Source organism: Saccharopolyspora sp. NPDC045941 (assembly GCF_056431445.1).
Map to the genome: position 1 here is coordinate 134,202 of NZ_JBWKKU010000017.1, position 22,953 is coordinate 157,154.

At 65.5% G+C, this 22,953-nt stretch carries 19 protein-coding genes and 1 pseudogene; 10 read left to right on the plus strand and 10 right to left on the minus strand.

All coding sequences use genetic code 11. The annotated features are described in order from the left end of the window. Positions 1-16: 16 nt before the first annotated feature. The 6 genes from pepN to AC07FN_RS16510 all read right to left on the minus strand — a co-directional run bounded on the left by pepN (position 17) and on the right by AC07FN_RS16510 (position 7,378). On the minus strand, positions 17-2,578 hold the full coding sequence (pepN, locus tag AC07FN_RS16485; RefSeq protein WP_478396372.1) for an aminopeptidase N: 2,562 nt from the start codon (positions 2,576-2,578) through the stop codon (positions 17-19). A 3-nt stretch (positions 2,579-2,581) separates the two neighbouring features. Further along, positions 2,582-3,706 (minus strand): pyrroloquinoline quinone biosynthesis protein PqqE, encoded by a 1,125-nt coding sequence (pqqE, locus tag AC07FN_RS16490; RefSeq protein ID WP_358604107.1) that lies wholly within the window; start codon positions 3,704-3,706, stop codon positions 2,582-2,584. Beyond that, entirely contained in the window at positions 3,703-3,981 is a 279-nt protein-coding gene (gene pqqD, locus AC07FN_RS16495; protein ID WP_358604110.1) for a pyrroloquinoline quinone biosynthesis peptide chaperone PqqD, read from the minus strand. The genes pqqE and pqqD overlap by 4 nt, the downstream gene beginning before the upstream one ends. Further along, positions 3,978-4,673 carry a pyrroloquinoline-quinone synthase PqqC gene (gene pqqC / locus AC07FN_RS16500; protein ID WP_478396373.1) on the minus strand — a complete coding sequence of 232 codons (696 nt, stop codon included), beginning with the start codon at positions 4,671-4,673 and terminating at the stop codon, positions 3,978-3,980. The genes pqqD and pqqC overlap by 4 nt, the downstream gene beginning before the upstream one ends. After that, positions 4,670-5,572: a pyrroloquinoline quinone biosynthesis protein PqqB gene (gene pqqB, locus AC07FN_RS16505; protein WP_358500546.1), complete on the minus strand. Its 903-nt coding sequence runs from the start codon at positions 5,570-5,572 to the stop codon at positions 4,670-4,672. The genes pqqC and pqqB overlap by 4 nt, the downstream gene beginning before the upstream one ends. A gap of 558 nt (positions 5,573-6,130) precedes the next feature. Continuing rightward, the gene (locus AC07FN_RS16510; protein ID WP_478396374.1) at positions 6,131-7,378 is read right to left on the minus strand and encodes a LytTR family transcriptional regulator DNA-binding domain-containing protein; all 1,248 of its coding nucleotides are present in this window, start codon (positions 7,376-7,378) and stop codon (positions 6,131-6,133) included. A 300-nt stretch (positions 7,379-7,678) separates the two neighbouring features. Between AC07FN_RS16510 and AC07FN_RS16515 the strand changes: the two genes are divergently transcribed. After that, positions 7,679-7,840: a hypothetical protein gene (locus tag AC07FN_RS16515; protein ID WP_478396375.1), complete on the plus strand. Its 162-nt coding sequence runs from the start codon at positions 7,679-7,681 to the stop codon at positions 7,838-7,840. Between the two features lie 78 nt (positions 7,841-7,918). Here the strand turns inward: AC07FN_RS16515 and AC07FN_RS16520 are convergent, their stop codons facing one another. After that, positions 7,919-8,671, minus strand: a complete 753-nt coding sequence (locus tag AC07FN_RS16520; protein ID WP_478396396.1) for an ABC transporter permease — start codon at positions 8,669-8,671, stop codon at positions 7,919-7,921. A 28-nt stretch (positions 8,672-8,699) separates the two neighbouring features. Further along, a complete protein-coding gene (locus AC07FN_RS16525; protein WP_478396397.1) occupies positions 8,700-9,506 on the minus strand; it encodes an ABC transporter ATP-binding protein in 807 nt (268 codons plus the stop codon). A gap of 806 nt (positions 9,507-10,312) precedes the next feature. On the opposite strand from AC07FN_RS16525, the gene AC07FN_RS16530 reads away from it, so the two are divergent. The 5 genes and pseudogenes from AC07FN_RS16530 to AC07FN_RS16550 all read left to right on the plus strand — a co-directional run. Next, positions 10,313-11,707 carry a LytTR family transcriptional regulator DNA-binding domain-containing protein gene (locus tag AC07FN_RS16530; RefSeq protein ID WP_478396376.1) on the plus strand — a complete coding sequence of 465 codons (1,395 nt, stop codon included), beginning with the start codon at positions 10,313-10,315 and terminating at the stop codon, positions 11,705-11,707. 112 nt (positions 11,708-11,819) lie between these two features. Continuing rightward, positions 11,820-14,084, plus strand: a complete 2,265-nt coding sequence (gene katG / locus AC07FN_RS16535; protein ID WP_478396377.1) for a catalase/peroxidase HPI — start codon at positions 11,820-11,822, stop codon at positions 14,082-14,084. Between the two features lie 448 nt (positions 14,085-14,532). Beyond that, positions 14,533-14,988, plus strand: coding sequence for an MSMEG_3727 family PQQ-associated protein (locus tag AC07FN_RS16540; protein WP_358500532.1), 456 nt, complete (start codon positions 14,533-14,535; stop codon positions 14,986-14,988). A 15-nt stretch (positions 14,989-15,003) separates the two neighbouring features. Beyond that, entirely contained in the window at positions 15,004-16,683 is a 1,680-nt protein-coding gene (locus tag AC07FN_RS16545) for a PQQ-dependent dehydrogenase, methanol/ethanol family (RefSeq protein WP_358500530.1), read from the plus strand. 588 nt (positions 16,684-17,271) lie between these two features. After that, positions 17,272-17,469: pseudogene (locus AC07FN_RS16550) on the plus strand (PQQ-dependent dehydrogenase, methanol/ethanol family); the annotation flags it as partial. Positions 17,470-17,784: 315 nt separating this feature from the next. Here AC07FN_RS16550 and AC07FN_RS16555 read toward each other — a convergent pair. Continuing rightward, the gene (locus AC07FN_RS16555) at positions 17,785-18,255 is read right to left on the minus strand and encodes a ribose-5-phosphate isomerase (protein WP_132493981.1); all 471 of its coding nucleotides are present in this window, start codon (positions 18,253-18,255) and stop codon (positions 17,785-17,787) included. Between the two features lie 477 nt (positions 18,256-18,732). Here AC07FN_RS16555 and hxlB point away from each other — a divergent pair, with 477 nt between their 5' ends. The 4 genes from hxlB to AC07FN_RS16575 all read left to right on the plus strand — a co-directional run bounded on the left by hxlB (position 18,733) and on the right by AC07FN_RS16575 (position 22,529). Further along, positions 18,733-19,341 (plus strand): 6-phospho-3-hexuloisomerase, encoded by a 609-nt coding sequence (gene hxlB / locus AC07FN_RS16560; protein ID WP_358500528.1) that lies wholly within the window; start codon positions 18,733-18,735, stop codon positions 19,339-19,341. Positions 19,342-19,502: 161 nt separating this feature from the next. Further along, positions 19,503-20,501 carry a class II fructose-bisphosphatase gene (gene glpX / locus AC07FN_RS16565; RefSeq protein ID WP_358500525.1) on the plus strand — a complete coding sequence of 333 codons (999 nt, stop codon included), beginning with the start codon at positions 19,503-19,505 and terminating at the stop codon, positions 20,499-20,501. A 132-nt stretch (positions 20,502-20,633) separates the two neighbouring features. Next, entirely contained in the window at positions 20,634-22,118 is a 1,485-nt protein-coding gene (locus tag AC07FN_RS16570; protein WP_478396378.1) for an ATP-dependent 6-phosphofructokinase, read from the plus strand. 51 nt (positions 22,119-22,169) lie between these two features. Next, the gene (locus AC07FN_RS16575) at positions 22,170-22,529 is read left to right on the plus strand and encodes a hypothetical protein (RefSeq protein WP_478396379.1); all 360 of its coding nucleotides are present in this window, start codon (positions 22,170-22,172) and stop codon (positions 22,527-22,529) included. 176 nt (positions 22,530-22,705) lie between these two features. Here the strand turns inward: AC07FN_RS16575 and AC07FN_RS16580 are convergent, their stop codons facing one another. Then, positions 22,706-22,948 (minus strand): hypothetical protein, encoded by a 243-nt coding sequence (locus AC07FN_RS16580; RefSeq protein ID WP_358500521.1) that lies wholly within the window; start codon positions 22,946-22,948, stop codon positions 22,706-22,708. Positions 22,949-22,953 lie beyond the last annotated feature (5 nt).

Genomic DNA, 22,953 nt, shown 5'->3' on the forward strand with positions numbered 1-22,953 from the left:
CGGACCGCCATCGGCCCTAACCACCCGATCCCTGCCTCGCTCCCTGCGCCGCGTCGCACGCTCGCGCTGCCCGCATCATGGCCAGTTCCGTTTGCTCTTCCCTGAGGACCCTGAGCACGTCTCCAGAAAGCCGTTTGTTCGCCAGGACGTCTTCGGTATCCGCCAGTACGCGTTGCTCGACGTGGGTGAAGCGGGGATAAAGCGCACGAGCGAACGCCAGCACGAACTCGGGCTCGGCAGCTCCGGCCATGCTCTCCAACGCACGCAAGTAGCGTTTCGCGTACGGAGTGAGCAACTCCTCCTGCCCCGGTTGTCGCAGCCCTGCCATGATGGCTTGCCGTTCCGCGAGCGAGTAATCGTCGGTGAACACCAGGGCCCACGCTTGCTCCTTGGCGGCGCGGGTCGGACGTGCGGCCTGTGCCATCAAGGCGTGCCGGCGACCGCTGTCTCCAGCGTCAGCGTCCATCGCGATGCCGAGAAGTCCGTCGATTTCGAAACCGTTCGACGCGAGGCGAAGCAATGCGCGCCAGCGCAGGTCTCGATCCACTACCAGTCCCGGCCAGGGAGACCGCCCGCACACCATTTCGCTCAGCAGGCTGTGGTCGTCGGCCTGGACGACCCCTACGAGGGTGCGGGCCAGTACCACCTGGCGGTCGCTACCCTGGGCGGCGCCGGCCAAGTGATCACGCACTCGGCGTGCCAGGACTTCGAGCATCCGGCTGGTGCTGGATGGATCCCCGTAGACCCGCGTCGCCTGCACAGCTCGCTCCAAGAGCGCTTCCAGGACGCCGACATCGCTCTCCACCACTCCATGCGTGAGAACGGCCGATGCGAAACTCCGAGCGGGCAACCGCGCGTCGAGGACGTCGTCCCACAATGCTCCCCAGACGACTGCCTGTGCTCTCCGATCGTCCAGTGCGGACAGACTGCGCAAGGCTGTTTGCCGAGACCGGGGGTCCAGCCTGACTTTGACGTGGCTCACCGCATCGTCGTTGGGCACCAGCAGGTCCGGGCTTCGGCTGCCGAACGCGTCCAGTTTTCCTTCGGAGCTACGCGGACTGAGCAGCACGTGCGCCCGTTGCCGCAGCACCAGGCCGGCATCGCAGTCGTCGAACGCGCCGACCCGCAGGTGCAAGTGGCGTGGCCGCACCTCGGGATCGGGAAGCTGAACCACCCAATCGCCCTTCGGAAGGCGAGACACCTCGACCGTGTTCACCCCACGGCGCAAAAGCCACTCGTCCACCCAGCGATCCACATCCGCGTCCGACACGCGCCGAAGCGCCGCCACGAAATCATCGAGGCTGGCATTTCCCCACGCGTGCGTCCGCAGGTATGTCCGTACGCCCGAGACGAAGGAGTCCCAGCCCATGCGCACCGCGAGCTCGTGGAGTACGGCCGCCCCTCTCCGGTAGACGATCGGCCCGAAGTTCGTCCGCGCGGCATCGGTATCGGCGGTCTCGACCCGGATCGCGTGGCTGGTCGGCAACTGGTCGGCATGTCGAGCCACCGGCAGGTTGTGGTGCGCGAACGCCGTCCAACCTTCCCCGTACCGCGTCACTTCGGGCTGTGCGACGACCGCCATCATCGTCGCGAAGCTCTCGTTCAGCCACAGATCGTCCCACCAGCGCATCGTCACGTAGTCGCCGAACCACATGTGCGCCATCTCGTGCAACAGCAGCTCGGCTCGTCGTCGCCGCTGATCCTCGGTGACCCGATGCCGGAACACGAACCGCTCGTTGAGCGTCACGCAGCCCGGGTGCTCCATTCCGCCGAATGCGTACTCGGGCGCGAAGACGTGGTCGTACTTGGTGAACGGGTACGGAAGGTCGAACAGCTGGCTGTAGAAGTCGAGGCCGCGGCTGATCACGTCGAACAACTCGTGCGCATCGTCGGTGAGGTCTTCGAGGACCGACTTCCGCGCGTACAGCGCCAGCGGCACTCCGCGGTGGCTGGAACGCAGCCGGCGGAACGGGCCGGCGGCGAAGGCCACCAGGTACGGCGGCAGCGGTGGCGTGCTCCGGAAGCGCCAAGTCGAGCGCTTGCCGCCCGCAGGCGCCGGCTCCTCGCCAGGATCGGTGTTGGCGACCACCACCCACTGATCGTCAGCCGTGACGGTCAAATCGACCATTGCCTTCAGGTCCGGCTGATCGAAGCAGGCGAACACCTTGTGCGCCGCGAAGGGCTCGAACTTGGTGTGCAGGTAGACCTGTCCGTCGAGGGGGTCGCGAAAACGGTGAAGCCCCTCCCCCGTGCGCGAGTACGAACCGGAACCGGCCACTCGGACCGTGTTCTCACCTGATCTCACGTCCAGCCGGACACGCGTCCCGTCCTGCGCGCGGGGCCCCAGCTCACGACCATTGCACTCGATCGACTCCACCTTCCCAGCGAAGTCGAGAAAGACGTTCGCGCCCCCGGAACGGGCCTGGAAGCGGACCACGGTGGTCGTCGCGAACTCCTGCTCACCTGTGGTCAAGTCGAGGTCCACCGCGTAGCGGACGTCGCCGACCTCAGCCGAGCGCACTGCCGCCTCGTCCTGCGTCAGGTTGCTCCTGCACGCGGCACGGACTTCGAACGACATCGGTCATCGCCTCCTCGCCGACGCGGGTGGACGACGGTAAACCAGGTTCGCCCGGGCCATTTCGCCGTCGGCTGCGGCATCGTCCTGATTGGCACGAACGAGCGCGTCCTGCACCAAGTGGTGGTCGGGCGAGTGGACGCAAACCGGGTCGGTGCGTCCCGGATCGCCGGTCAAGGCGAAGGCCTGGCACCGGCATCCACCGAAATCCGTCTCCTTGCGAGGACAGCTGCGGCACGGATCGGGCATCCACTCCGTGCCCCGGAAAGCCTGGAACGCAGCGGACTTCGACCAGATCCACGCCATGTCGTGGTCGTGAACCGACGGGAAATCCATCGTGGTCATGTCCGCGGCCACCGGACACGGGTACACCATGCCGTCCGGGGCGACGGTCAGGGCGGTCTGCGCCCATCCGCCCATGCACGGCTTCGGATAGGGCTCGTAGTAGTCCGGGAGGATCCAGAGGAGTTCCATGCGCTCCGCCAACTCGGCCTTCCGGCGTTCGTACACGCCTACGGCCTCCTCCAACTGGGCCTTGCTGGGGAGCAGCAGATCGCGGTTGCGAAGAGCCCAGCCGTAGTACTGGGTGTTGGCGAGCTCCAGCCGTTCGGCGCCCCACGACGCGCAGACATCGATGATCGCGTCCAGGCGATGCAGGTTGAGACGATGCAGGACCACGTTCATGTTCAACGGCAGCCCCGCCTCGCGGATGATGTGCGCAGCGTCCTGCTTCTTGTCGAACCGCTTGCTCGCTGCGACCAGATCCGTCGACTCGGCCGCGTCGCCCTGAATGCTCAGCTGGGCGCTGTTGAGCCCTGCCGACACGAGCGATCTCGCACGGCTCTCCGTGAGCCCCAGGCCGCTGGTGATCAGGTTGGTGTACAGATCACAACGGCGCGCCTCGGCGACGAGCGTCTCCAGATCACCGCGGACTAGGGGTTCACCGCCAGAGAAATGCACCTGAACCACACCGAGCCCGGCTGCCTCGCGTATCACCCGCAGCCAGTCGTCGGTGCCGAGCTCGTCCTGACGATCGAGCAGTGCCAACGGGTTCGAGCAGTAGACGCAGTGCAACGGACACTGGTGAGTGAGCTCGGCCAGCAGGCCGTACGGCTGCGGTACACCGTTCATGCGATCACCACCCAACCCCGTCCGTGCGCATCCTGGAGGAACTCCACGACGTCGTTCGCGAGACCGGTGGTCTCGAAATCGTGCTCCAACTGGGCCACCACCTGCCGCACGGTGCGGCTTCCGTCGCACAATCGCAAAATCGCCGCCCCGGACGCGTTCAGGCGCACGACCCTCTCCGGCAACAGGAGCAACTCGGCGTCCCGTACGCTGTCGTGCTTGAGCATCGCCTTGGTCACCAGCCGAGGCGTGCCCGTCAGATCAGGTTCGTCCATCATGAGCTCTTGCTGTAGGCGAGTTGCACGGCGTCCAGCAGGCTCCAGAGGACATCGCACTTGAACTCCAGCGCCCGTACGCACGCGTCCTGCTGCTCCCTGGACTTCGCCTGGTTGATCACCAGGTCGAGCAGATGCTCGATATCCTTGGGCTGCTGGGTGAGCCGGGACCGGAAGTACTCCAGGCCTTCCGCGGCTATCCATGGGTAGTGCTGCTGGAGGTCGGCGATCCTCCGACTGAGCAGACCGGGGGCGAACAGCTCGGTCATGGCCGACGCCACGGCCTCCAGCCACGGCTTCCGGCGGCAGAAGTCCACGTAGGCGTCCACGGCGAACCGCACTCCGGGCAGCACCGTGCCGCTGTCGAACAGCTCTTGGCGGGTCAAGCCGACGGCTTCACCGAGGCGGACCCACTTCTCGATCCCGCCTTCGTCTCCCATGCGGCCGTCGTGATCGATGATGCGCTGAATCCACTGGCGCCGATCGTGCCGACTGGGGAGCTTGGTCAGGATGAACGCGTCCTTCACCGGTAGGTTCACCTGGTAGTAGAAGCGGTTTCGCACCCATCCGCGGAACTCCTCCTCGGTGAGCACGCCCGCGTGCATCCGCTCGTTGAACGGGTGCAAGTGGTGGTACCGCTGTTCTCCGATCGACCGCAGCCGCGCTTCGAACTCCTCGGCAGACCAAGCTTTCACAACTCCACCTCCAGGCCGGCCCGGCCCACCTCGATGCCCAAGCCCGCCAACCAACGCCGCTCCTCGGAGCCTTCGTCGAGGATGGGGTTGGTGTTGTTGATGTGCGTGTAGATCTTGCGCTTCGCGGGAAGCGCGGCAAGAGCGAGGGCAGAACCGTCCTCGCCGCTGACGGGCATGTGCCCCATGGAGCGTCCGGAACGACTTCCCGCACCCCGGCAGGACATTTCGTCGTCCGTCCAGAACGTGCCGTCCAAGAAGACGCAATCGGCCGACGCCACCTGCTCGGCGAACTTCTCGTCCCACCGGGGCAGAGTCGGCGCGTACACCGCGGTCCCGCCGGTCACCTTGTCCTGCAAGCGGAAGCCCACCTCCCACTCCTTCGACTCGCGATGAAGCTGCGAGCGCCCCATGTAGCGGGGCGCCTTGCTTCCGGTCAGGAAGGCGGTCACGCGCAACCGGTCGTCCAGGTCCAGAGGTTTGCCGATTTCGACCAGGGACCACGAAAGGTCGGCGTAGTCGCTCAGCAATTCCCGGACGGGAAACCGCAGAGCGAGTGCCTCCAGCACGGGGTACGTCCCGTACACCGTCAGCGACGATTCCTCACGCAACATCAGCAGGCCGATGGTGTGGTCGAACTCCGCGTCCGTCAGCAGCACGCCGGCAACCGGTGTCGTCCGGATTCCCGGCCCCGGATGCAGACAGCGATCCATCGCTATCTGATGATGTACATCCGGAGTCGCGTTCAGCAGGAACCACCGCTCGCCGTCTCCGGAGACCGCAAGACCCGCGTGCATCGACCCGAGTTCCGGATTGCTACGAGCCTTGCGGCACCCGGCACAAGCGCAGTTCCACTGCGGATAACCGCCGCCTGCCGCAACTCCCAGACAATGAAGAAGCACAGCGCGAAATCAATCCGTCAACGCCGGTACAGGTATCCGCTGGCTTCAGCGCACACCTCGATCACCGCATATTCGGGCGTTTCCCAGATCATGGCGTCCTCCCTCGGATTCGACCGCTGACGGCGGTCGGACGACGACAGGTACCGTCACCTGTCGAGGTTCCGGCCCGGGCGAGCATCGTGTGAATCACCCGGAACTCGGTATTGCCTCTCAAAGCTTCTTCGATATCGCGGGCTCTGACAACCGATCATGAACCACCGGTACCGGATCACTGACGAACGGTTGCCGTGCCGCCACGAACGGACCGCCGCAGCACCGCCGGCTCACGGCGTGCGACAGGCACCCCGGCATGCTTTTGCGACCAGGGAATATCCGGTAAAAGCGACAACGCGTCGTGCGGCGCAGCGTCGACGAGCAGGCTCGCCGCAGGTGCCATCGACGCCCCGGGCGTTTCCCGGCACGCGGTTCGGACCAAGCAACGCGGCCCGCGTTGCCCGCGAACAATCTGAGCAGCAGGCACAAGGCACGTGGGTGGAATCCGCCCACGTGCGGACAGCCTCACACGCCGAGCAAGCGGCGGATCTCCGGCGCGTGGCGCCGTGAAACGGGAACGCGCTCACGGCAACGAAGGTCCGTGATCAGCACCAGCTCACCCTTGATTCCCCGTTCCACCTCGACCACACGGCGAAGGTTGGTCAGGAAGCGACGATGTACTCGGTGAAACCCGTGGGGTGCCAGGGATTCCTCGACGTTGTCCAGGCCACGGGTGGCAGCCTGGATCCTTCCCCGGTCCGTACTCAACCAAACGATGTTCCGGTCGGCCTGGGCATAGCGGATCTCCGATGGGGCGAGCAGAACCAGCCGTTCGTCACGAACCCCGATCACGCGCGGTGGCAGAGAAGCAGAGGCTACGTCCGAATACTTCTCGTAAGGTTCGCCCTCTTCCAGCCCGAATGCGCAGAACATGCCCACTACGTGGTGGGAGACGACGACAGGCCGCATGGTCACCGGAATGGCATCCTCCCCTGGGCACACCGACAGACGCGCATAGCCGCTCCACCGTGGACGTTGCAGGGCCCGGCCCATCGCCCACCGCACGACATCGAGAAGTTCCGGAATATCCGGCTTCCAGCGTTTCGCCGGTTCGGCCGCGCCCGTGGCAATGGGGTTGTCGTCTGCCAGCTTGAGCAACGAAGTAGCCGCGCAGTTCGCAGCGATCACATGCGCACCACGGTCCACAGCCATGAGCGGGCCACTCATCTGGGCGGACTCGTGCTCGAACCCGGCGACCACACTCTTGGCCTCCGTGATGGCGCGGCGATGGATCTCTTCTTCGACGCTCGCGGCGGCGTTCCTCAGCCACGTCGGCACATGCTCGGAAAGCGGCGCCTTCCACCGTGAGATGTTGATCGACGCGACCGGCGAACCGGTTACCACGTCGCGTATGGAAATCCCCGCACAGGCCCACTGCTGGAAGCCTTCGCACCAGTGCTCCGGTCCGGTCACGGTGATCGGGCCCGGCAGTTCGAACGACGTCCCCATCCCGTTCGTGCCCGTGCACTGCTCCGACCACGCCGACCACGGCGCGAGGTTGCTCAAATCAGCCCGCTTCCGCGCGGTGGGGTCGCCCCAGGACCCGAGAATGCGCCCGGTGCCGTCCGTTACGGCTACGACACCGCCGTCCAGTTCCACGTCCCGGCCCGCCAACGCCCCGAGACCGCCGAGCTGGGTGAAGATCACGTCGTGGTCGAGCCGATGGTCGTTGTCTTCGGGCGCCCCGGGCGCGATGTGCAGCGTGGGGTCCACTTCGTACTGATCCCGACATCGGTACCACGAAGCCAGGATCTCCGGGCGGACCCCTTGCACGATATCTTCGCCTGCGGCGAAGCTCTCCCACGCACGAGCGGTCTTCCTCGCGGTGGCCGTGGCTACCAGGGAGTCGCCCCCCACGTGGCCATGGCCGCCGGACCCGCTCGATGCGATCTCTAACGGTGGGACTCTCCCCGCCATCACGACCTCCTTGTCATTCGCGAGGGACGGATCTCGGGGACTCACGGATGGTGACAGCAGTCACAATGTAGCTTTCGAAAAGCTGCAGTTCAAGACATGCTTCCACCTGCGGCCGACCCGGCTTCGCCGGCCGCGGCCGCGGCCGCGGCCGATCTGCTTCTTGTCGCCGAAAATGACCGTGGCAACATACCCGATCCGGCGATCACCGATGAACAGGAAATTATTGCGAATAGACCTCCGGGAATCGCAAAATATTGACGGGGCATGACATGCGGCGACGCGGCACACCGGCCTCGGCCGGGCGCGAGAATCCGTCGACGAACCCGCGGGCGCCGATCAGCGGACCAGCCTTCCCAGCAGAGCGGATGCGACCCCGGTCATGGACACTGCGGCCGCCACCAGCACTCCGACATCGAGCCACAGATCCGCAGGCGTGCCGATGAGCAGACCGCGCAAAGCGTCCACCTCGTAGCCCAGCGGGTTGACGCAGTTGACCACCTTCAGCCAGTGCGGCATCAGATCGACCGGGTACAGCGCACTGGAACCGAAGAACAGCGGCATCGTGATCGCCTGCCCGATGCCCAGCAAGCGATCCCGGGACAGCACCAACCCCGCGATGGTGATGGACAAGCAGCAGAAGAACACCGATCCGAGCACCACCACCGCGCACATCCCGAGCAACTTCAACGGATTCGCCGTGATCCCGACACCCAGCAGCACGGCGAGGACGAGCACCGCGAGGGCTTGCACCAGGGCGCGCACGCCGGCCGCGAACGCCTTGCCGCTGACGATCGCGACCCGCGGCGTCGGCGTGACGAGCAGTTTGGCGAGGATCCCGGCATCCCGCTCCCAAATGATCTGAATACCGAAGAAGATCGCGATGAACAGGGCCGACTGGGCGAGGATGCCCGGCGCGAGGTAGTCCAGGTACCGCACACCTCCTGTCGGAATCACCGGAATCCGGCTGAGCGTCGTGCCGAAGACCACCAGCCACAGCGCCGGCTGAACCGCCCGGGTGACCAGTTCTGTCCTGTCGTGCCGCAGCTTCTGCAGCTCCACCAGGCACATCGTCGTGATCCGCGACCACATCAGGCGCACCGGCCCGCGCCGCACCTGATCAACCGACACGACGTGCGACCCGTCGAACGGCGCGGACATGACGCATCCCCTCCCCGGCATCGTTGGCGAGTCCGTCACCGGTCACCGCACGGAACGCGTCCTCCAACGTCGCCTCGGGCCCCACTGCGGCGCGGAGTTCCGGTGGGGCCCCAACGCTGCGGATTCGACCGTCGTGCATGAGCGCCACCCGGTCGCACTGCCGGTCGGCCTCCTCCATGTAGTGCGTGGTGATCAGGACCGTCATCCCGGTTGCGGCTCGTACCCGCTCGATGTGTTCCCACACGCCCGCTCGTGCGATGGGGTCGAGCCCGACCGTCGGCTCGTCGAGCACGAGCAGTCGCGGCGCGCTGACCAGCGCTTGCGCCAGCTCCAGGCGTCGGATCATGCCGCCGGAATACGTGCTCGCGGTTCGCCTGGAGACCTCCTCCAGACCGACCGATCGCAACGCCGCCTCAACCGCGGACGGCCGCTGCGCCCTGGGCACGTCGAAGAGCCTCGCGAACAGCGCGACGTTCTCCCGGCCGCTGAGCGCTGAATCCGCAGAAAGCTGCTGCGGCACGTAGCCGATCAACCTGCGGGCAGCGAGCTTGTGCCGGTTCACGTCCACGCCGAAAACCTCGATCGCGCCCGTCGGCACCGGGAGCAGAGTCGAGATCATCCGAATCGTGGTCGTTTTCCCGGCTCCGTTGGGACCGAGCAGCCCGAAGACGCTGCCGGCCTCGATGCGCAGATCAACGCCGTCGACGGCGACGGTCTCCCCGAAGCAGTAGCGCAGTCCGTCGCAATGCACCGCGAGTTCGCTCATCATCACTTCTCCCGTCGCCTTGCTCGGGCGCCTCGGTAGCTCGGATTCACCACGGCGGTCAGACGGCCTGTCTCCGGCAGCGAGGCGAGGACGGAACCGGTCGTTTCAAATGCCATGAGCGGCGTGCTGTGGGCTCCCATTCGCCGAATCGCGACGCACAACCCGCCATTCGCCGGGAAACGCCGGGCACCCGGACCGGAGTTTGCGGAAGATCCGCAACCTCAGCCAAGGCCGTGACAACACGCCCCGGACTTCTGGGCCACCACACTCGCCCGGAGATCGACGCTCTGACGTTAACCGCGCCGTTCCCGACGTCACAAGCCTTGCAGCACTATTGGAGCTTCGCTGCGGAGTCTGCGCCGGCCCGGCTGTTGCCGGATGTCGGCACCGTGACGGTGCTGCCCGGTCCACGATCGCCGGCACACGCGTGTTACCCGTTGATGAATAGGTGGCTACCGGTGGTTGTCGGGTTGCTGCCGCTCGTGGGTCGTTCGTCCGCACTCGTCCCACAGTGGTTGCCGTCGAATCGAGGAACAGCTTAGCTTTCGACTCCACGTCATGAAAACCAAAGTGCGGAAGCCGTCGATTCCCCGTTTGATTCTACCGAGGACGCGTGGAACGACCACAAGTCACGCGACGGACCGCGAAGTTCCGACAGCCGCGACGCACGGCTCATGCCGGATACGCCCTGGTCGGTGCGCGAAGCCCGACCGGCGGCTCGGTCCGGTCCAGCAAGCGGCATCAGCGGTCGCCGACGGGGACGGCTCATGCCGTTCGGGTTGGTGACAGACCAAAGGCGATCTTACATGGCAGATGTGCACCAGCTCGACCCCATCTCCCGTAGCCCGGGCAAGGCCACGGTGTACGGGGCATGGGAACGATTCGTGAAGGGCGAGGACGATATCCGCGGCTTGCGGCCCGAGGTGGCGATCTCGTGGCACCGGTGCCGGGACCAGTACCGGGTCGACCCGTACCTGACCGAAGCCCCGGTGGCCGTCGCGGAGGTCGACCACGCGCTCGAACATGACGTCGTGTTCGCCGAACTCGGTTTCCGTGCTGCCTCGGTGGCTCACGAGGTAAGCAACCTCGGCGGCGTCGTGACCATCACCGACGCCACCGGTCGGGTCCTGGCCCAATGGGGAGACCAGGCCACGCGCTCCCGCGCCACCAAAGCCAACCTGGCGGCGTGGTTCTGCTGGTCCGAGTGCGCTACCGGAACGAACGGCATGGGCACGGCACTCGAAGCACACGCACCGGTGATAATCCGGGGTGCGGAGCACTGGTGCCAAGCCTTCCACGACTGGACCTGCGCGGGTGTGGCCGTCCGGGATGTGGTGACCGGGGAACCGATCGCGGCGCTCAACATCTCGTGCTGGCGCGGCGACCTTCCCGCGTCCGCGGCCGCCTGGCTGGGCAACACTGCGACCAAAACCCAGCACATATTGAGACAACGCGCCCAGGATGGCGGCGCCGAGCTGGTCGCCGCCTACAACCACGCCAGGTCGCGCTCGAGCGCGGCGCTCGCCGCGGTGGATCCTGCGGGCAGGGTGGTGATCGCCGACGACACGGCAAGCGTGCTCCTCGGCGTCCCGGGCTCCACACCGGCACCCGACCCCGCGGCGCGCTGGAACCCGAGTCTGCCGGGATTCATCTGGGCGGCTCGGTACGCCTCTAAGCAGGCCACCCACAATCCCGACTGGGTCGGCTCGACGCAGATCTTCACCCATCTCTCCGACGAGCCGACCCCGATCAGTATCCGGCCCGTCTTCCTGTCCGGGCAGCTGGTCGGAAACCTGATCTCATTCGGAGTTTCCGAAGGAGAGCAGTTACCTCGGGCGGAAGGGGCCAGGCGCCCTGGGGCGCGGCCGCACCGGATCGTCGCGATGCGCGACAACCGGATGGTGCTGCTGCGGCTGCCGGAGGTCTCATTCGCCGAATCGAAGGGCAACGACGTGTGGCTGTCCACTGATCAGGGGCGGTTGCGAGCCGCCTCGGCCGGCCTCGACAAGCTCGAAAGCGAGCTGACCGATGCCGGTTTCCTGCGGGTGCACCGCGGGTACGTGGTGAATCTCAGCCGGATTCGGGAGGTCGAGCGTCGATTCAGAGGCGAATTGTTCCTGGTGATGGATGACCAGGCGAGCACGATGGTGCCGGTTTCGCGGCGGAACGCTCCAGCCGTCCGCCGGGCGCTGGACATCTGAGGAGCCTTGAAGGACCAGGAAGGAGCTTCCATACCGGAGAACCCTGACGTCGTCGCTATCTACAAGACGCACGACCAGGATCTCAGGCTCGGTAACACCTGGGAGAACATCAATGCCCGAGAATCCCGATACCCACGTCTACCGCACCTACGACAAGGTTCTGAGCGAGACGCGGCCGGCTCGGCGACGGAATCATCCGACGGCGGGCGGCAATGCCAACGATTGGTGGCCGCACCGGGTCGACTTGAAGGCATTGCGTCGGCACCGCCCCGCACACAACCCGCTGGGTGCGAACTTCGACTACGCCGAGCAATTCAAGACTCTGGATCTCGACGAAATGGCGCGTGACGTCGACGAGGTGCTGACGACCTCGCAGGACTGGTGGCCCGCCGACTTCGGTCACTACGGTCCCCTTGTGCTGCGCATGGCCTGGCATGCCGCGGGTACCTACCGCGTCAGCGACGGCCGAGGCGGTGCAGGTGCCGGGATGCAACGCTTCGCCCCGTTGAACAGCTGGCCGGACAACCGCAACCTGGACAAGGCGCGTCGGTTGCTGTGGCCGGTCAAGAAGAAGTACGGGCGCAGGATCTCCTGGGCGGACCTGATGGTCTTCGCGGGCAACCGGGCACTGGAGTCGATGGGCTTCAAGACTTTCGGGTTCGGCGGCGGCCGTGCCGAGGTGTGGGAGCCCGACGAGACGTACTGGGGTCCGGAACGCAAGTTGTTGGCCGACGACCGGTACAGCGGTCTGCACGAACTCGACGAGCCGCTGGCGGCCGCCGCGATGGGGCTGATCTACGTCGATCCGCAGGGCCCGGCCACCAATCCCGACCCGGTGCTCGCGGCCCGCGACATCCGGCAGACCTTCAAGCGGATGGGGATGAGCGACGAGGAAACGGTGGCGCTCATCGCGGGCGGACACACCTTCGGCAAGACGCACGGCCCGGCGGACCCGAATGTGACCGGCGGCCCCGAGCCCGAGGCAGCGCCGCTCACCGCGCAGGGTCTGGGCTGGCTCGGCGGGTACGGCAGCGGCAGCGGGCCGGACACGGTCACCAGTGGGCTGGAAGGGATGTGGACGCGCACGCCCGTCGAGTGGGACCACACCTTCTTCGAAACGCTGTACGAGTACAAATGGGACGTCGAGCTCAGCCCGGCGGGCCTGTGGCAGTGGATCCCGAGCGACGGCCAGGGCGAGGGCACCGTGCCGGACCCCTTCGACCCGGACACGAAACACCATCCGGTCATGCTCACCACCGACCTGTCGTTGCAGGAGGACCCGAGCTACGACGCGATCTCGCGGCGGTTCCTGGAGCACCCGGACCAGTTCGAGGACGCGTTCGCGCGGGCCTGGTTCAAGCTGACGCACATCGACATGGGCCCGATCCAGCGCTACCTGGGGCCGCTCGTCCCGGAGGAACGGCTGATCTGGCAGGACCCGGTGCCGGAGCTGGACCACGAACTTGTGGGCACCGACGACGTCGCCGGCCTCAAGCGCGAGATCCTCGGCTCGGGCCTTACGGTCGCGCAGCTCGTCTCCACGGCGTGGGCGTCGGCTTCGACGTACCGGGACAGCGACAAGCGCGGTGGGGCGAACGGGGCGCGGATCCGGCTCGAACCGCAGCGCAGCTGGTCGGTCAACGAACCCGAGCAGCTAGCGGTCGTCCTGTCCGCGCTGGGGGCGATCCAGGAGCGATTCAACGCCTCACAACCAGGGAACAAGCGGATCTCGATGGCCGACTTGATCGTGCTAGGAGGGTGTGCTGCGGTGGAACACGCCGCCGTGGCCAGTGGCCACGAAATCGACGTTCCGTTCCGCCCCGGGCGCACGGACGCGACCCAGGAATGGACCGACGTCGAGTCGTTCGACGCGTTGAAGCCCACGGCGGACGGCTTCCGGAACTACCTGGGAAACGGCTTTTGGATGCCGCCGGAGCATCTGCTGGTCGACCGGGCGAACCTGCTGACCTTGAGCGCGCCTGAGATGACCGTGCTGATCGGCGGGCTGCGGGTGCTCGGAGCCAACCACAGACGTTCCTCGGTGGGTGCGTTGACCTCGGCGCCAGGGTCGTTGACGAACGACTTCTTCGCCAACCTGCTGGACATGGGGACAGAGTGGGCGCCGAGGCAGGATGGGGACATCTGGACGGCGATCTACGAGGGCCGCGACCGGGGAACCGGCGAGGTGAAGTGGACCGCAAGCCGGGTCGACCTCCTCTTCGGTTCCAACTCCGAACTCAGGGCGCTCTCGGAGGTCTACGCGAGCGACGACGCGGACGGGAAGTTCGTCCGGGACTTCGTCTCCGCGTGGGTGAAGGTCATGGAACTCGACCGTTTCGACCTGCGCTGCGGATACTCCAGTTGGAGCGCCCAATGATCAGGAGATGCTCGGCCGGCGGTGATGACCGTTTTGGGCAAGCCGCGTCTAAAATCGTGCTCGAGCCGGTCTTCGACGCGGTTTTTTGTTGTGCAGATTCCGGGTAGGCGGACCCTTGCCGATAGGACGGCCGGCTCAGCCTCCCCAGGCGCAGAACCGCACGAACGGTATCTCCTGCCGGGGGGAATGGTGGCGTCGAGCCGGTCGGTGGCAACGGATATCGAAATGACTTGCCCGGGTGTAGAGTCCAAAACCGGTTACAGGCTCAGCGGTGAAATATGAGAGTAATCAACACTGGTAATTTTTCCGCAACGTCGAACTCGGCTGCGGCGTAGCTCTTGAGAGCGTATGCGCTTTCGTCGTCAAAGAGCCGACGAACTCGCGTAGCCGATATGTTCCGCGAAATCTGTCAAAATATCCATTTTTGCTAACGAGGAGGTGAAGTCCGATGACGATTACCCACGACCAAGAGGATCTCCTGGCCGAGCTCAACGGACAGAACAGGGCGACCATCGGCGCCGTGCTCGGAACCGGTTCCATCGGCAAGGCGATCGAGCGTGCCGACGGGACGATGGAAGCGACCATCCGCATTCCGGAAGACGCCATGACGTGGGATCCGGGGATCCTGATCCTGCCGCACGGCGGCATCGTCGAGCTGACGATCATCAACGACGACAAGAACACCCACGCCTGCCTGCTGCCCAGCAACGGCGAACGGCAGTTCATCGGTCTGCTGAACCACTCGAAGGGCAGCGCGACGCTCGAGCTGGACGGTCCCGGCTGCTACTGGTACGGCTCGCCGGCCGGTAACGACGAGGGCCGGGGCCTGACCGGCGCCATCGTCGTGACGGGCGAAGTGCCGCCGGAGGCCAAGCTCGACCGACCCGCGCAGCCGCGGCCGTAGCAAAGGAGAATCTTCATGACCGTCGAATACGTTGACGCCGGCAAGGCGTTCAACCACAGCGAGCTCTCCAACATGCCGCACAGCGCTCCGGACGTGACGCGCGGCATCAACTACGAGCGCATCCTCCAGGCGCGCAGCGAATCGCAGAACTGGATCACCTACTACGGCGCCTATGACGGCCAGCGGCACAGCCTGCTCGACCAGATCAACGCCGACAACGTCAAGAACCTGAAAGTCGCCTGGATCCACCAGTCGAGCGCGACCGGCATGATCGCCTCCACCTCGACCTACGCGTTCGAGGCTTGCCCCTTGGTCGTCGACGGCGTCATGTTCGTCACCGGCTGGGACGGCTGGCTCTGGGCGCTCGACGCGAAGACCGGCGAGCAGCTGTGGCGCTACAAGCACGCGATCCCGGTCGACGTGACGCTGTGCTGCGCCAACGTCAACCGCGGCTGTGCGGTGGCCAATGGCAAGGTCTACATGGTGACCCAGAACGCCCAGTTGGTGGCGCTCGACGCCACCAACGGCCGGAAGGTCTGGCAGAAGACCATCGGTGACGTGCGGGCGGGCGAGAGCGCTTCGATCGCTCCGCTGGTCATCAAGGACACGCTCATCACGGGTTCTGCCGGTGGCGAGTACGGCGTGCGCGGTCACATCGACTGCTGGGACCTGGAGACCGGCGAGCAGCGCTGGCGCACCTACACCGTGCCGAAGCCGGGCGAGCCCGGTTCGGAGACCTGGCCCGCCGACGGTGAGGCCTGGCAGCGTGGTGGCGCGAACCACTGGGTCACCGGCACCTACGACCCGGAGCTGAACCTCTACTACGCGGGCACCGGGAACCCGGCTCCCGACTTCGACGGCGGGGTCCGTGAGGGGGACAACCTCTACAGCGACAGCGTGGTCGCGCTGGATGTCGACACCGGCGAGATCAAGTGGCACTACCAGTTCACCCCCCACGACCTGTGGGACTACGACTCCACCATGGAGATGACCCTGTTCGAGCGGGACGGCAAGAAGTTGCTCGCCCACTTCGACAAGAACGGGTACATGTTCGTCCTCGACCGCACCAACGGCGAGCTGCAACACGTCACGCCGTTCGTCGACCGGATCGACTGGGGCGTCATCACCCGCGATGGCAAGGTGACCCCGCGGAAGTACCCGGACAAGGAAGGCGAGCCCTGCCACTTCTACCCCGGCCCCGCCGGTGCGAAGGAGTGGACGCACGCGTCGTACAACCCGGACCACGATCTGTTCTACGTTCCGGTGGCCGACGTGGGCGCCACTGCCACCCGGCGTCGTCGCGAGTTCAAGGAAGGCATGCCCTACTGGGGTGCCGCCGTCGAGGTCGACGTCGACAACATGGCCGGGTCGGTCAGCGCGTTCGACTCCCACGGTGAGGAGAAGTGGCGCTACCGGCTCAACATGCCGATGGCCGCGTCGACCCTCAGCACCGCGGGGAACGTGGTGTTCGCCGGCACACCCACGGGTGAGTTCATGGCGCTCCACGCCGAGACCGGCGAGAAGCTCTGGAGCTTCCAGTGCGGCAGCGGTCACCACAGCAGCCCGTCGACCTACTTCCTTGATGGCAAGCAGTACATCTCGGTGCCGGTCGGCTGGGGTGGCTGGCTCGAAGGCATCATCCCCGGCATGTCCGGTCAGGGTCACGGTGCCGCGCTGATCACGTTCGCCCTGTGACAGGGAAGTACCACTGACGCGAGACCCGAGGTAACTTCCTGGTGGTTTCCTTTCCCCGCCCGGTGATCGAGCCGTCCCGGAGACGGCCCGATCACCGGGCGGGTGTCCTTATGCCCTGACAGACGAGGAGAGCGGGGCTACGTCGAGGTTCCCCGTAGTCCCGCCAGCTGTGGGTATTTCGATCTCCACCCTGGTACTTTTTCCAGACGCCCGTCGGTCATGGGGAAATTTAGCGACGGAAAACAAGGTGATGTCATGGACCAGTCGTCGGTGCCCCAGCAGGACACGGGATTTGAGCGTGTGCCGTGCCTCTACTGCGGGGAGGCCTACGAGCCTGGCGATCACGCGCGGCACATCGAGCCGGTGCACTGCGGGCCCTGCATCACGTGCGTCGACAAGCCCGCATGCTTCAGCTGCCGTCTCATGTACTGCGTTTGCGACGTGCACAAGTATCGAGGCTGAGACGAGCCCTGCGGACTTGCCGTGGTCGTCGGTCAGGGCATGGGTTGGAATCTCCTGCAACGCGAGGTAGGAATGGACGCACGCGGCGTACAGGAGGCGCAACGATCTTTCTACGTAACGGTCGCCGATGTGCGCTCTGGCGAGGAGTTGTGGAAGTTCCAGTGCGGTGGCGGCCACCACGGTAGCTCGATGACCTACAGCGTCGACGGCAAGCAATACGTCGCCGTGCCGGTCGGCTGGGGTGGTTGGCTCGAGGGCATCATTCCCGGCATGCTCGGCGCAGGCCACGGAGATGCGCTGATCGCCTTCGCCCTACCGGACTGATCGAGAACGCTGCCGGACAAGGAAAACAGAGGTAATGGCCACCATCGTTGCCGACGGCGTGGTGGCGTGAAACCGGGAGCTCTCCGGGCGAGTTGCGCGTGCATGACACTCGAACAACCCGCCCGGAGATCTTTTTCATGTGACGACAGCGCGTGCCGCTGAAGACCGACCGGGTGGATCTGTCCGATATGGAGCGACAGCTGCTGTGCGGAGGTCGCGGCGCCGGAAGCCGGCGCACGTCAACGATCTTTCCGCGCCGACTCCGGCGGCGGTCGTCGCCGCCCCGGAGTCGGCGGGGGTCTACGTCGAGGACGGTCAGTTTCCGGGCAGGGCGGGCGGCTCGCCAGAGCGCTCGTAGTCCGACAGCAGGTCGATCCTGCGCTGGTGGCGGCCGCCCTCGAACTCGGTGGTGAGGAACGCGTCCACGATGCGCTCGGCCTCCTCGACCGTGTGCATCCGAGCGCCGATGCCGGCCAGCAGTGCGTTGTTGTGCTGCCGGGACAGTTTGGCGGTGTCGACGTTCCAGGTCAGCGCGGCGCGGGCGCCGGGCACCTTGTTCGCGGCGATCTGTTCCCCGTTCCCGGAGCCGCCGATGACGAGGCCGAGGCTGCCCTCGTCGGCGACAACGCGCCGCGCCGCCTCGACGCAGAACGGTGGGTAGTCATCCTCCGCGTCGTAGACGGTGGGGCCGACGTCGGTCACCTCGTAGCCGAGGCCGGCGAGCCTCTTGGCGAAGTGGTTCTTGAGTTCGAATCCGGCATGATCGGAGCCTAGATATACGCGCACCCGGAAATTCTAACGCAATCAAGCCCCATTGCACCCCTGATTTGAAAATTCGCGGTTATACAGAACAGCGATCCTGGCTGATGCCGGATACGAGGACGTGCTGAGGCACAAACCGGCGGAAAGATCATCACTCCTCCGCGCCTTCGCCAGTTTGTCCTCCGAGCACCAGCGCAACCGGTGAACCACATCCACATCCAGACAGGTCCGCTTGGCCGCGATTTGGAACCGTTCGTGTTCCCGCAGCCTCTCTTCGTGCTGGATAGGTTGACCGAGACGTACAGATCCGTGCAGTCTCAAAACACGCGTTGCGCGTCCTAGCTGTGGCCGAAAACCGCAGAGATCCGGACGCCGCCCAAACGGACACCGCTGTCCGCCTTGGCAATCATTGAGCGAAAGGCCCCTCCCTGGTGGCCCCGGCGCGGTAGTCGTGCGCCGAACCAACGAACATGTCCGACTCGATCAGCGGAGAGTGAAGCAGTGGCAGAAAAGACGGACACGGCCAATCGGATCCTGAGCGAAAAGCTGAACCCTCCTCATTTCAACTACGCGATGAAAATCATCACCGAAGAGGCGGAGCGGGTACGCAAGGGCGTCCATTCGGCGGCGTGGGCTCGCGCCGGCGCATTGCTGCTCAAGGCGCCGGCGGTGTTCACCATCGGCACCGGGCGGAGCGGGCTCGCCCTGCAAATGGCCGCGATGCGTTTCATGCACCTCGGGCTGTCCACCCACGTTGTGGGCGAGACGACCGCCCCGGCGATCGGCCCGGGCGACGTCCTGGTCGCGGCATCCGGTTCAGGGTCCACGTCCCGGGTGGTGCGGGCGGCCGAGGTCGCGCGCGATCAAGGCGCGAATGTGCTGGCACTGACCACCGCAGCCGATTCGGCGCTGGCCAAGACGGCGACCGAAGTGCTCGTGATCCCGGCCGCGGCCAAGCAGGATTTCGACGGGAAAGCCTCCGAGCAGTACGCGGGGAGCATGTTCGAACAGTCCGTCCTGATCCTCACTGACGCGCTGTTCCACACGCTGTGGAAGTCCAGTGACACTCAGGCCCGTGAGCTGTGGCGCCTCCACGCGAATCTGGAATGACCGGCCCCGGGTAAATCATCCGGAGGAGCACATCGATTCGATTCGCACATCGCGAAGAAAGGTGCGGGCGATAGTCCTGAACTGATCACAGGGCTCGCTGGTACGCCGTAAGCGCTCTGACGTAACCGAGGCAACAGATAAGACAAGACAAGGAGCCCGAGATGCAGCGTCAAAGTGAGGGCGCACCTCGAAATCGCACCGATATCCACACTCTGGAGGCGGTGGCTCTGGCCGCCACCCACAGTGCGGCGGTGGCCAGCCACGCTTGGGTCGGACGGCACGACAAGGATGCCGCCGATGCCGCGGCGACCGATGCCATCCGTCAGGTATTGGCCGACGCCCCTGGCCGGGGGACGGTCATCATCGGGGAAGGCGAAAAAGACGAGGCCCCAATGCTGTACAACGGCGAAACCCTGGGCAATGGCCTCGGCCCGGATTTCGATATCGCCGTCGATCCTCTCGAGGGCACCAAGTTCTGCGCGAAGAATCTCCCCGGCGCATTGGCCACCATCGCCTTCGCGGAGTCGGGGAGTCTTTGGTCACCCGGCCCCGGGTTCTACATGGACAAGATAGTGGTGCCCCCACAAGCGAAGGACGTTGTCGATCTTACCGACTCCCCCGAGCGCACCCTGCACAAAGTCGCCCAGGCTCTCGGCAAGCCGGTCAGCGAGCTCCGCGTCGTCATCATGGATAAGCCGCGGCATCAGAAACTGATCGCGCGGGTGCTGCAGGCGGGCGCCGCCGTGCACACACCGGCAGAAGGCGACGTCGGTGGGAGCCTTGAGGTTCTCCTGCCCACTGGCAACGCGGACCTGCTTCTCGGAATCGGCGGCACGCCCGAGGGAGTGATGACCGCCGCAGCGGTCCGCGGCCTGGGTGGCGGCATGCTGGGCCGTCTTGCTCCCCAACGTGATGCGGAAGCGGACGCGATCCGTGCAGCCGGCATGGACCTTGACCGCATCTACAGCTGCGACGAGCTCGTAAGCGGCGATGCTTTCTTCGTCGCTACCGGCATCAGTGGGGGATCACTGCTGAGCCGGCCCCGGGAATCCGACGGCACGGTACTCGCGGAATCGCTCCTGATCTCCAGCGGACAGGTGCGCCACATTTCTCATACGACCTTCGGTTCCCTACCCCGGATGGCCGGACTGCCCAGCTGATCCCACGCCCGGCGGCAGGCTGACCCCTAGTGCGGATGACGTTGCGGTGCGGGTGTTTTCGACGCGCCCGGACATTGCACGGCATCCATCCTGCCGACCATGCCATACGCCCATCACGTTTTAGGAGATTCGGTGACATTGCACCTGGAGGACCTCCGCGTTCGCCGCCTCGGTGAGTGCCACTACGACTCACCGTTCTCCGAGATGCTCGCCGCTAAGCAGACTTCCCCACATTACGTTGCGGAGGGCGACCGTGTCCTGCTCGAGGACACGGTCTCCATGCTGGCCAAGCACAACCTCCCCGCGGACCAGCTTCCAAGCTTCGAGGCCGCCGGGCCCCGCCGGAAAATCTACTTCGACCCCGCCCACGTCAGCGCCGGTGTCGTCACCTGCGGAGGGCTATGCCCTGGTCTCAATAACGTCATCCGCGGTTTAGTCCAGGAACTCACCGTGCATTACGGCGTCAAGCGAATCTTGGGCTTCCGCAACGGGTTCCGGGGAATGACCGCCGAAAACCGCAATGACACCATCGAGCTGACGCCCGAGCGCGTCCGCGATATCAACAACGCCGGCGGCACCATCCTGGGGAGTTCACGTGGCGGCCAGGATGCCGACGAAATGGTCGACAGCCTCGTCCTACGAGGCATCAACGTACTGTTCGTCATCGGTGGCGACGGGAGCATGCGCGCCGCGACACGCCTGTCCGCGGCGATCAGGGCACGCGATCTCGATATCGCTGTTATCGGGGTACCCAAGACGATCGACAACGACCTGCCGTTCACCGACCAGTCCTTCGGGTTCCAAAGCGCGTTCGCGCAGGCCACCGAATTCATATCCTCGGTCTCCGTCGAAGCCGCGGCCAGTCCGGACGGCATCGGGATCGTGAAGCTGATGGGCCGGCACTCCGGGTTCATCGCTTGCTACGCGTCCCTGGCCCTCAACACAGCGGATATCGTCCTGATTCCGGAAGTCCCATTCGTCCTGGAAGGAACAGATGGCCTGCTGGCCCGCGTCGAGCAGCACGTGCGCTCCAAGGGCTACGTGGTGATCGTCGTCGCCGAGGGGGCGGGCCAGGACCTCCTCGCAGAGCGTGGCCTCCTTCAGAGCGACGCCACCGACGCCTCGGGGAACGCCAAGCTCGGTGACATCGGAGCACTGCTCAGGGAGAGCATCACCGCCCACCTGACCGATGCCGGCCTCACCCCCACCGTGCGCTACATCGACCCGAGCTACGCCATCCGCAGTGTCACCGCCAATGCTTATGACAGCGTCTACTGCCTACGCCTGGCTCATGCCGCGGTGCACGCGGCCATGGCAGGGCGTACCGAAACCGCCGTCGTACGCTGGCGACGGCGTTTCGTACACGTGCCCATGCCGCTGATCATCAGCTATCGCAACCAGGTTGACCCCGACGGTGACCTGTGGATGTCCGTACTCGAAGCCACCGGCAACCTCCTTCCGCCACGGACACACGGCGGGCTCGACCAGGAGCAGAGCCACGGAGGTCACCGAGGCATGCGCCGACCGACGGGCTGGGGTAACGGTGTTGCGATCCAGAACGCCGGGCAGCTTGATGTCGATCTCCCTGACATCGACTCGGCAAGGAGCTTCCCCTGATCCCGATCTTCGAAAGATCGGGAAGCAAGCCTGCCTGGAGACGCTGCCGTCGTGCAGGATCTGCGGCAGCGTCTCCAGGCAGGCCACCAAAACCTGGAACGTCCGAACGATACGGAGTTCCCGGCCGAAATGGCCCGCATCCTCACGCTGTACGACACCCCACACGATGACGGACGCGCGCTCTGTGTTGACGAACTCGGCCCGTCGAATCTCCTGGCCCGCAAGAGTAAAGGCCCGACGACCGAGTGCGAGTTCACCGCGCTGGTATTCCACCGGCTGCGGGCAAATTCCGCCGCAGCGCATCGAGCTATCCACAGTGGATATTTAGAGATTGCACGTGAGAAGCCGGGTAGCGAGACTGAAGGGAAGGCCGGCGCACCGTGCTCCCCGTTACCGTTCTCTCGGCTCTGATCTACGCGCTCTGGATGCCAGGCCCGGCATGATTCCCCAGTTGCTTGCACGATCCCAGATCGAGATGTGGATGCCCACGAGCAGCGAGTAGGCGACTGTGCTCAATCCGCAGGTCCTCCGGTCGTCGGCGTTGACCGGGTGATTTATGCTGCGCCGTGCGAACTTCTGCTCTTTGCTCAGGACTCCGTACACCGACGGCGACCGCCTGCCGCCTTGGCCGGCTTGCTGGTCGACTCACCGCTGGCGTTGCCCGTACTGTCGTCGACCACTTCCTGCACAGCCGGCTTCCCGGACGTGTCCTTTGAGAAGTCGAAGCCGTAGGAGTCGAAGTCGCGCACCTCGATATCGGGCAGCTCGCCGAGCTCCTTGTTCAGCTCGCCGAAGATCGGCGTCCCTGGATCGGATGTGGACTTGTTCACCGCTT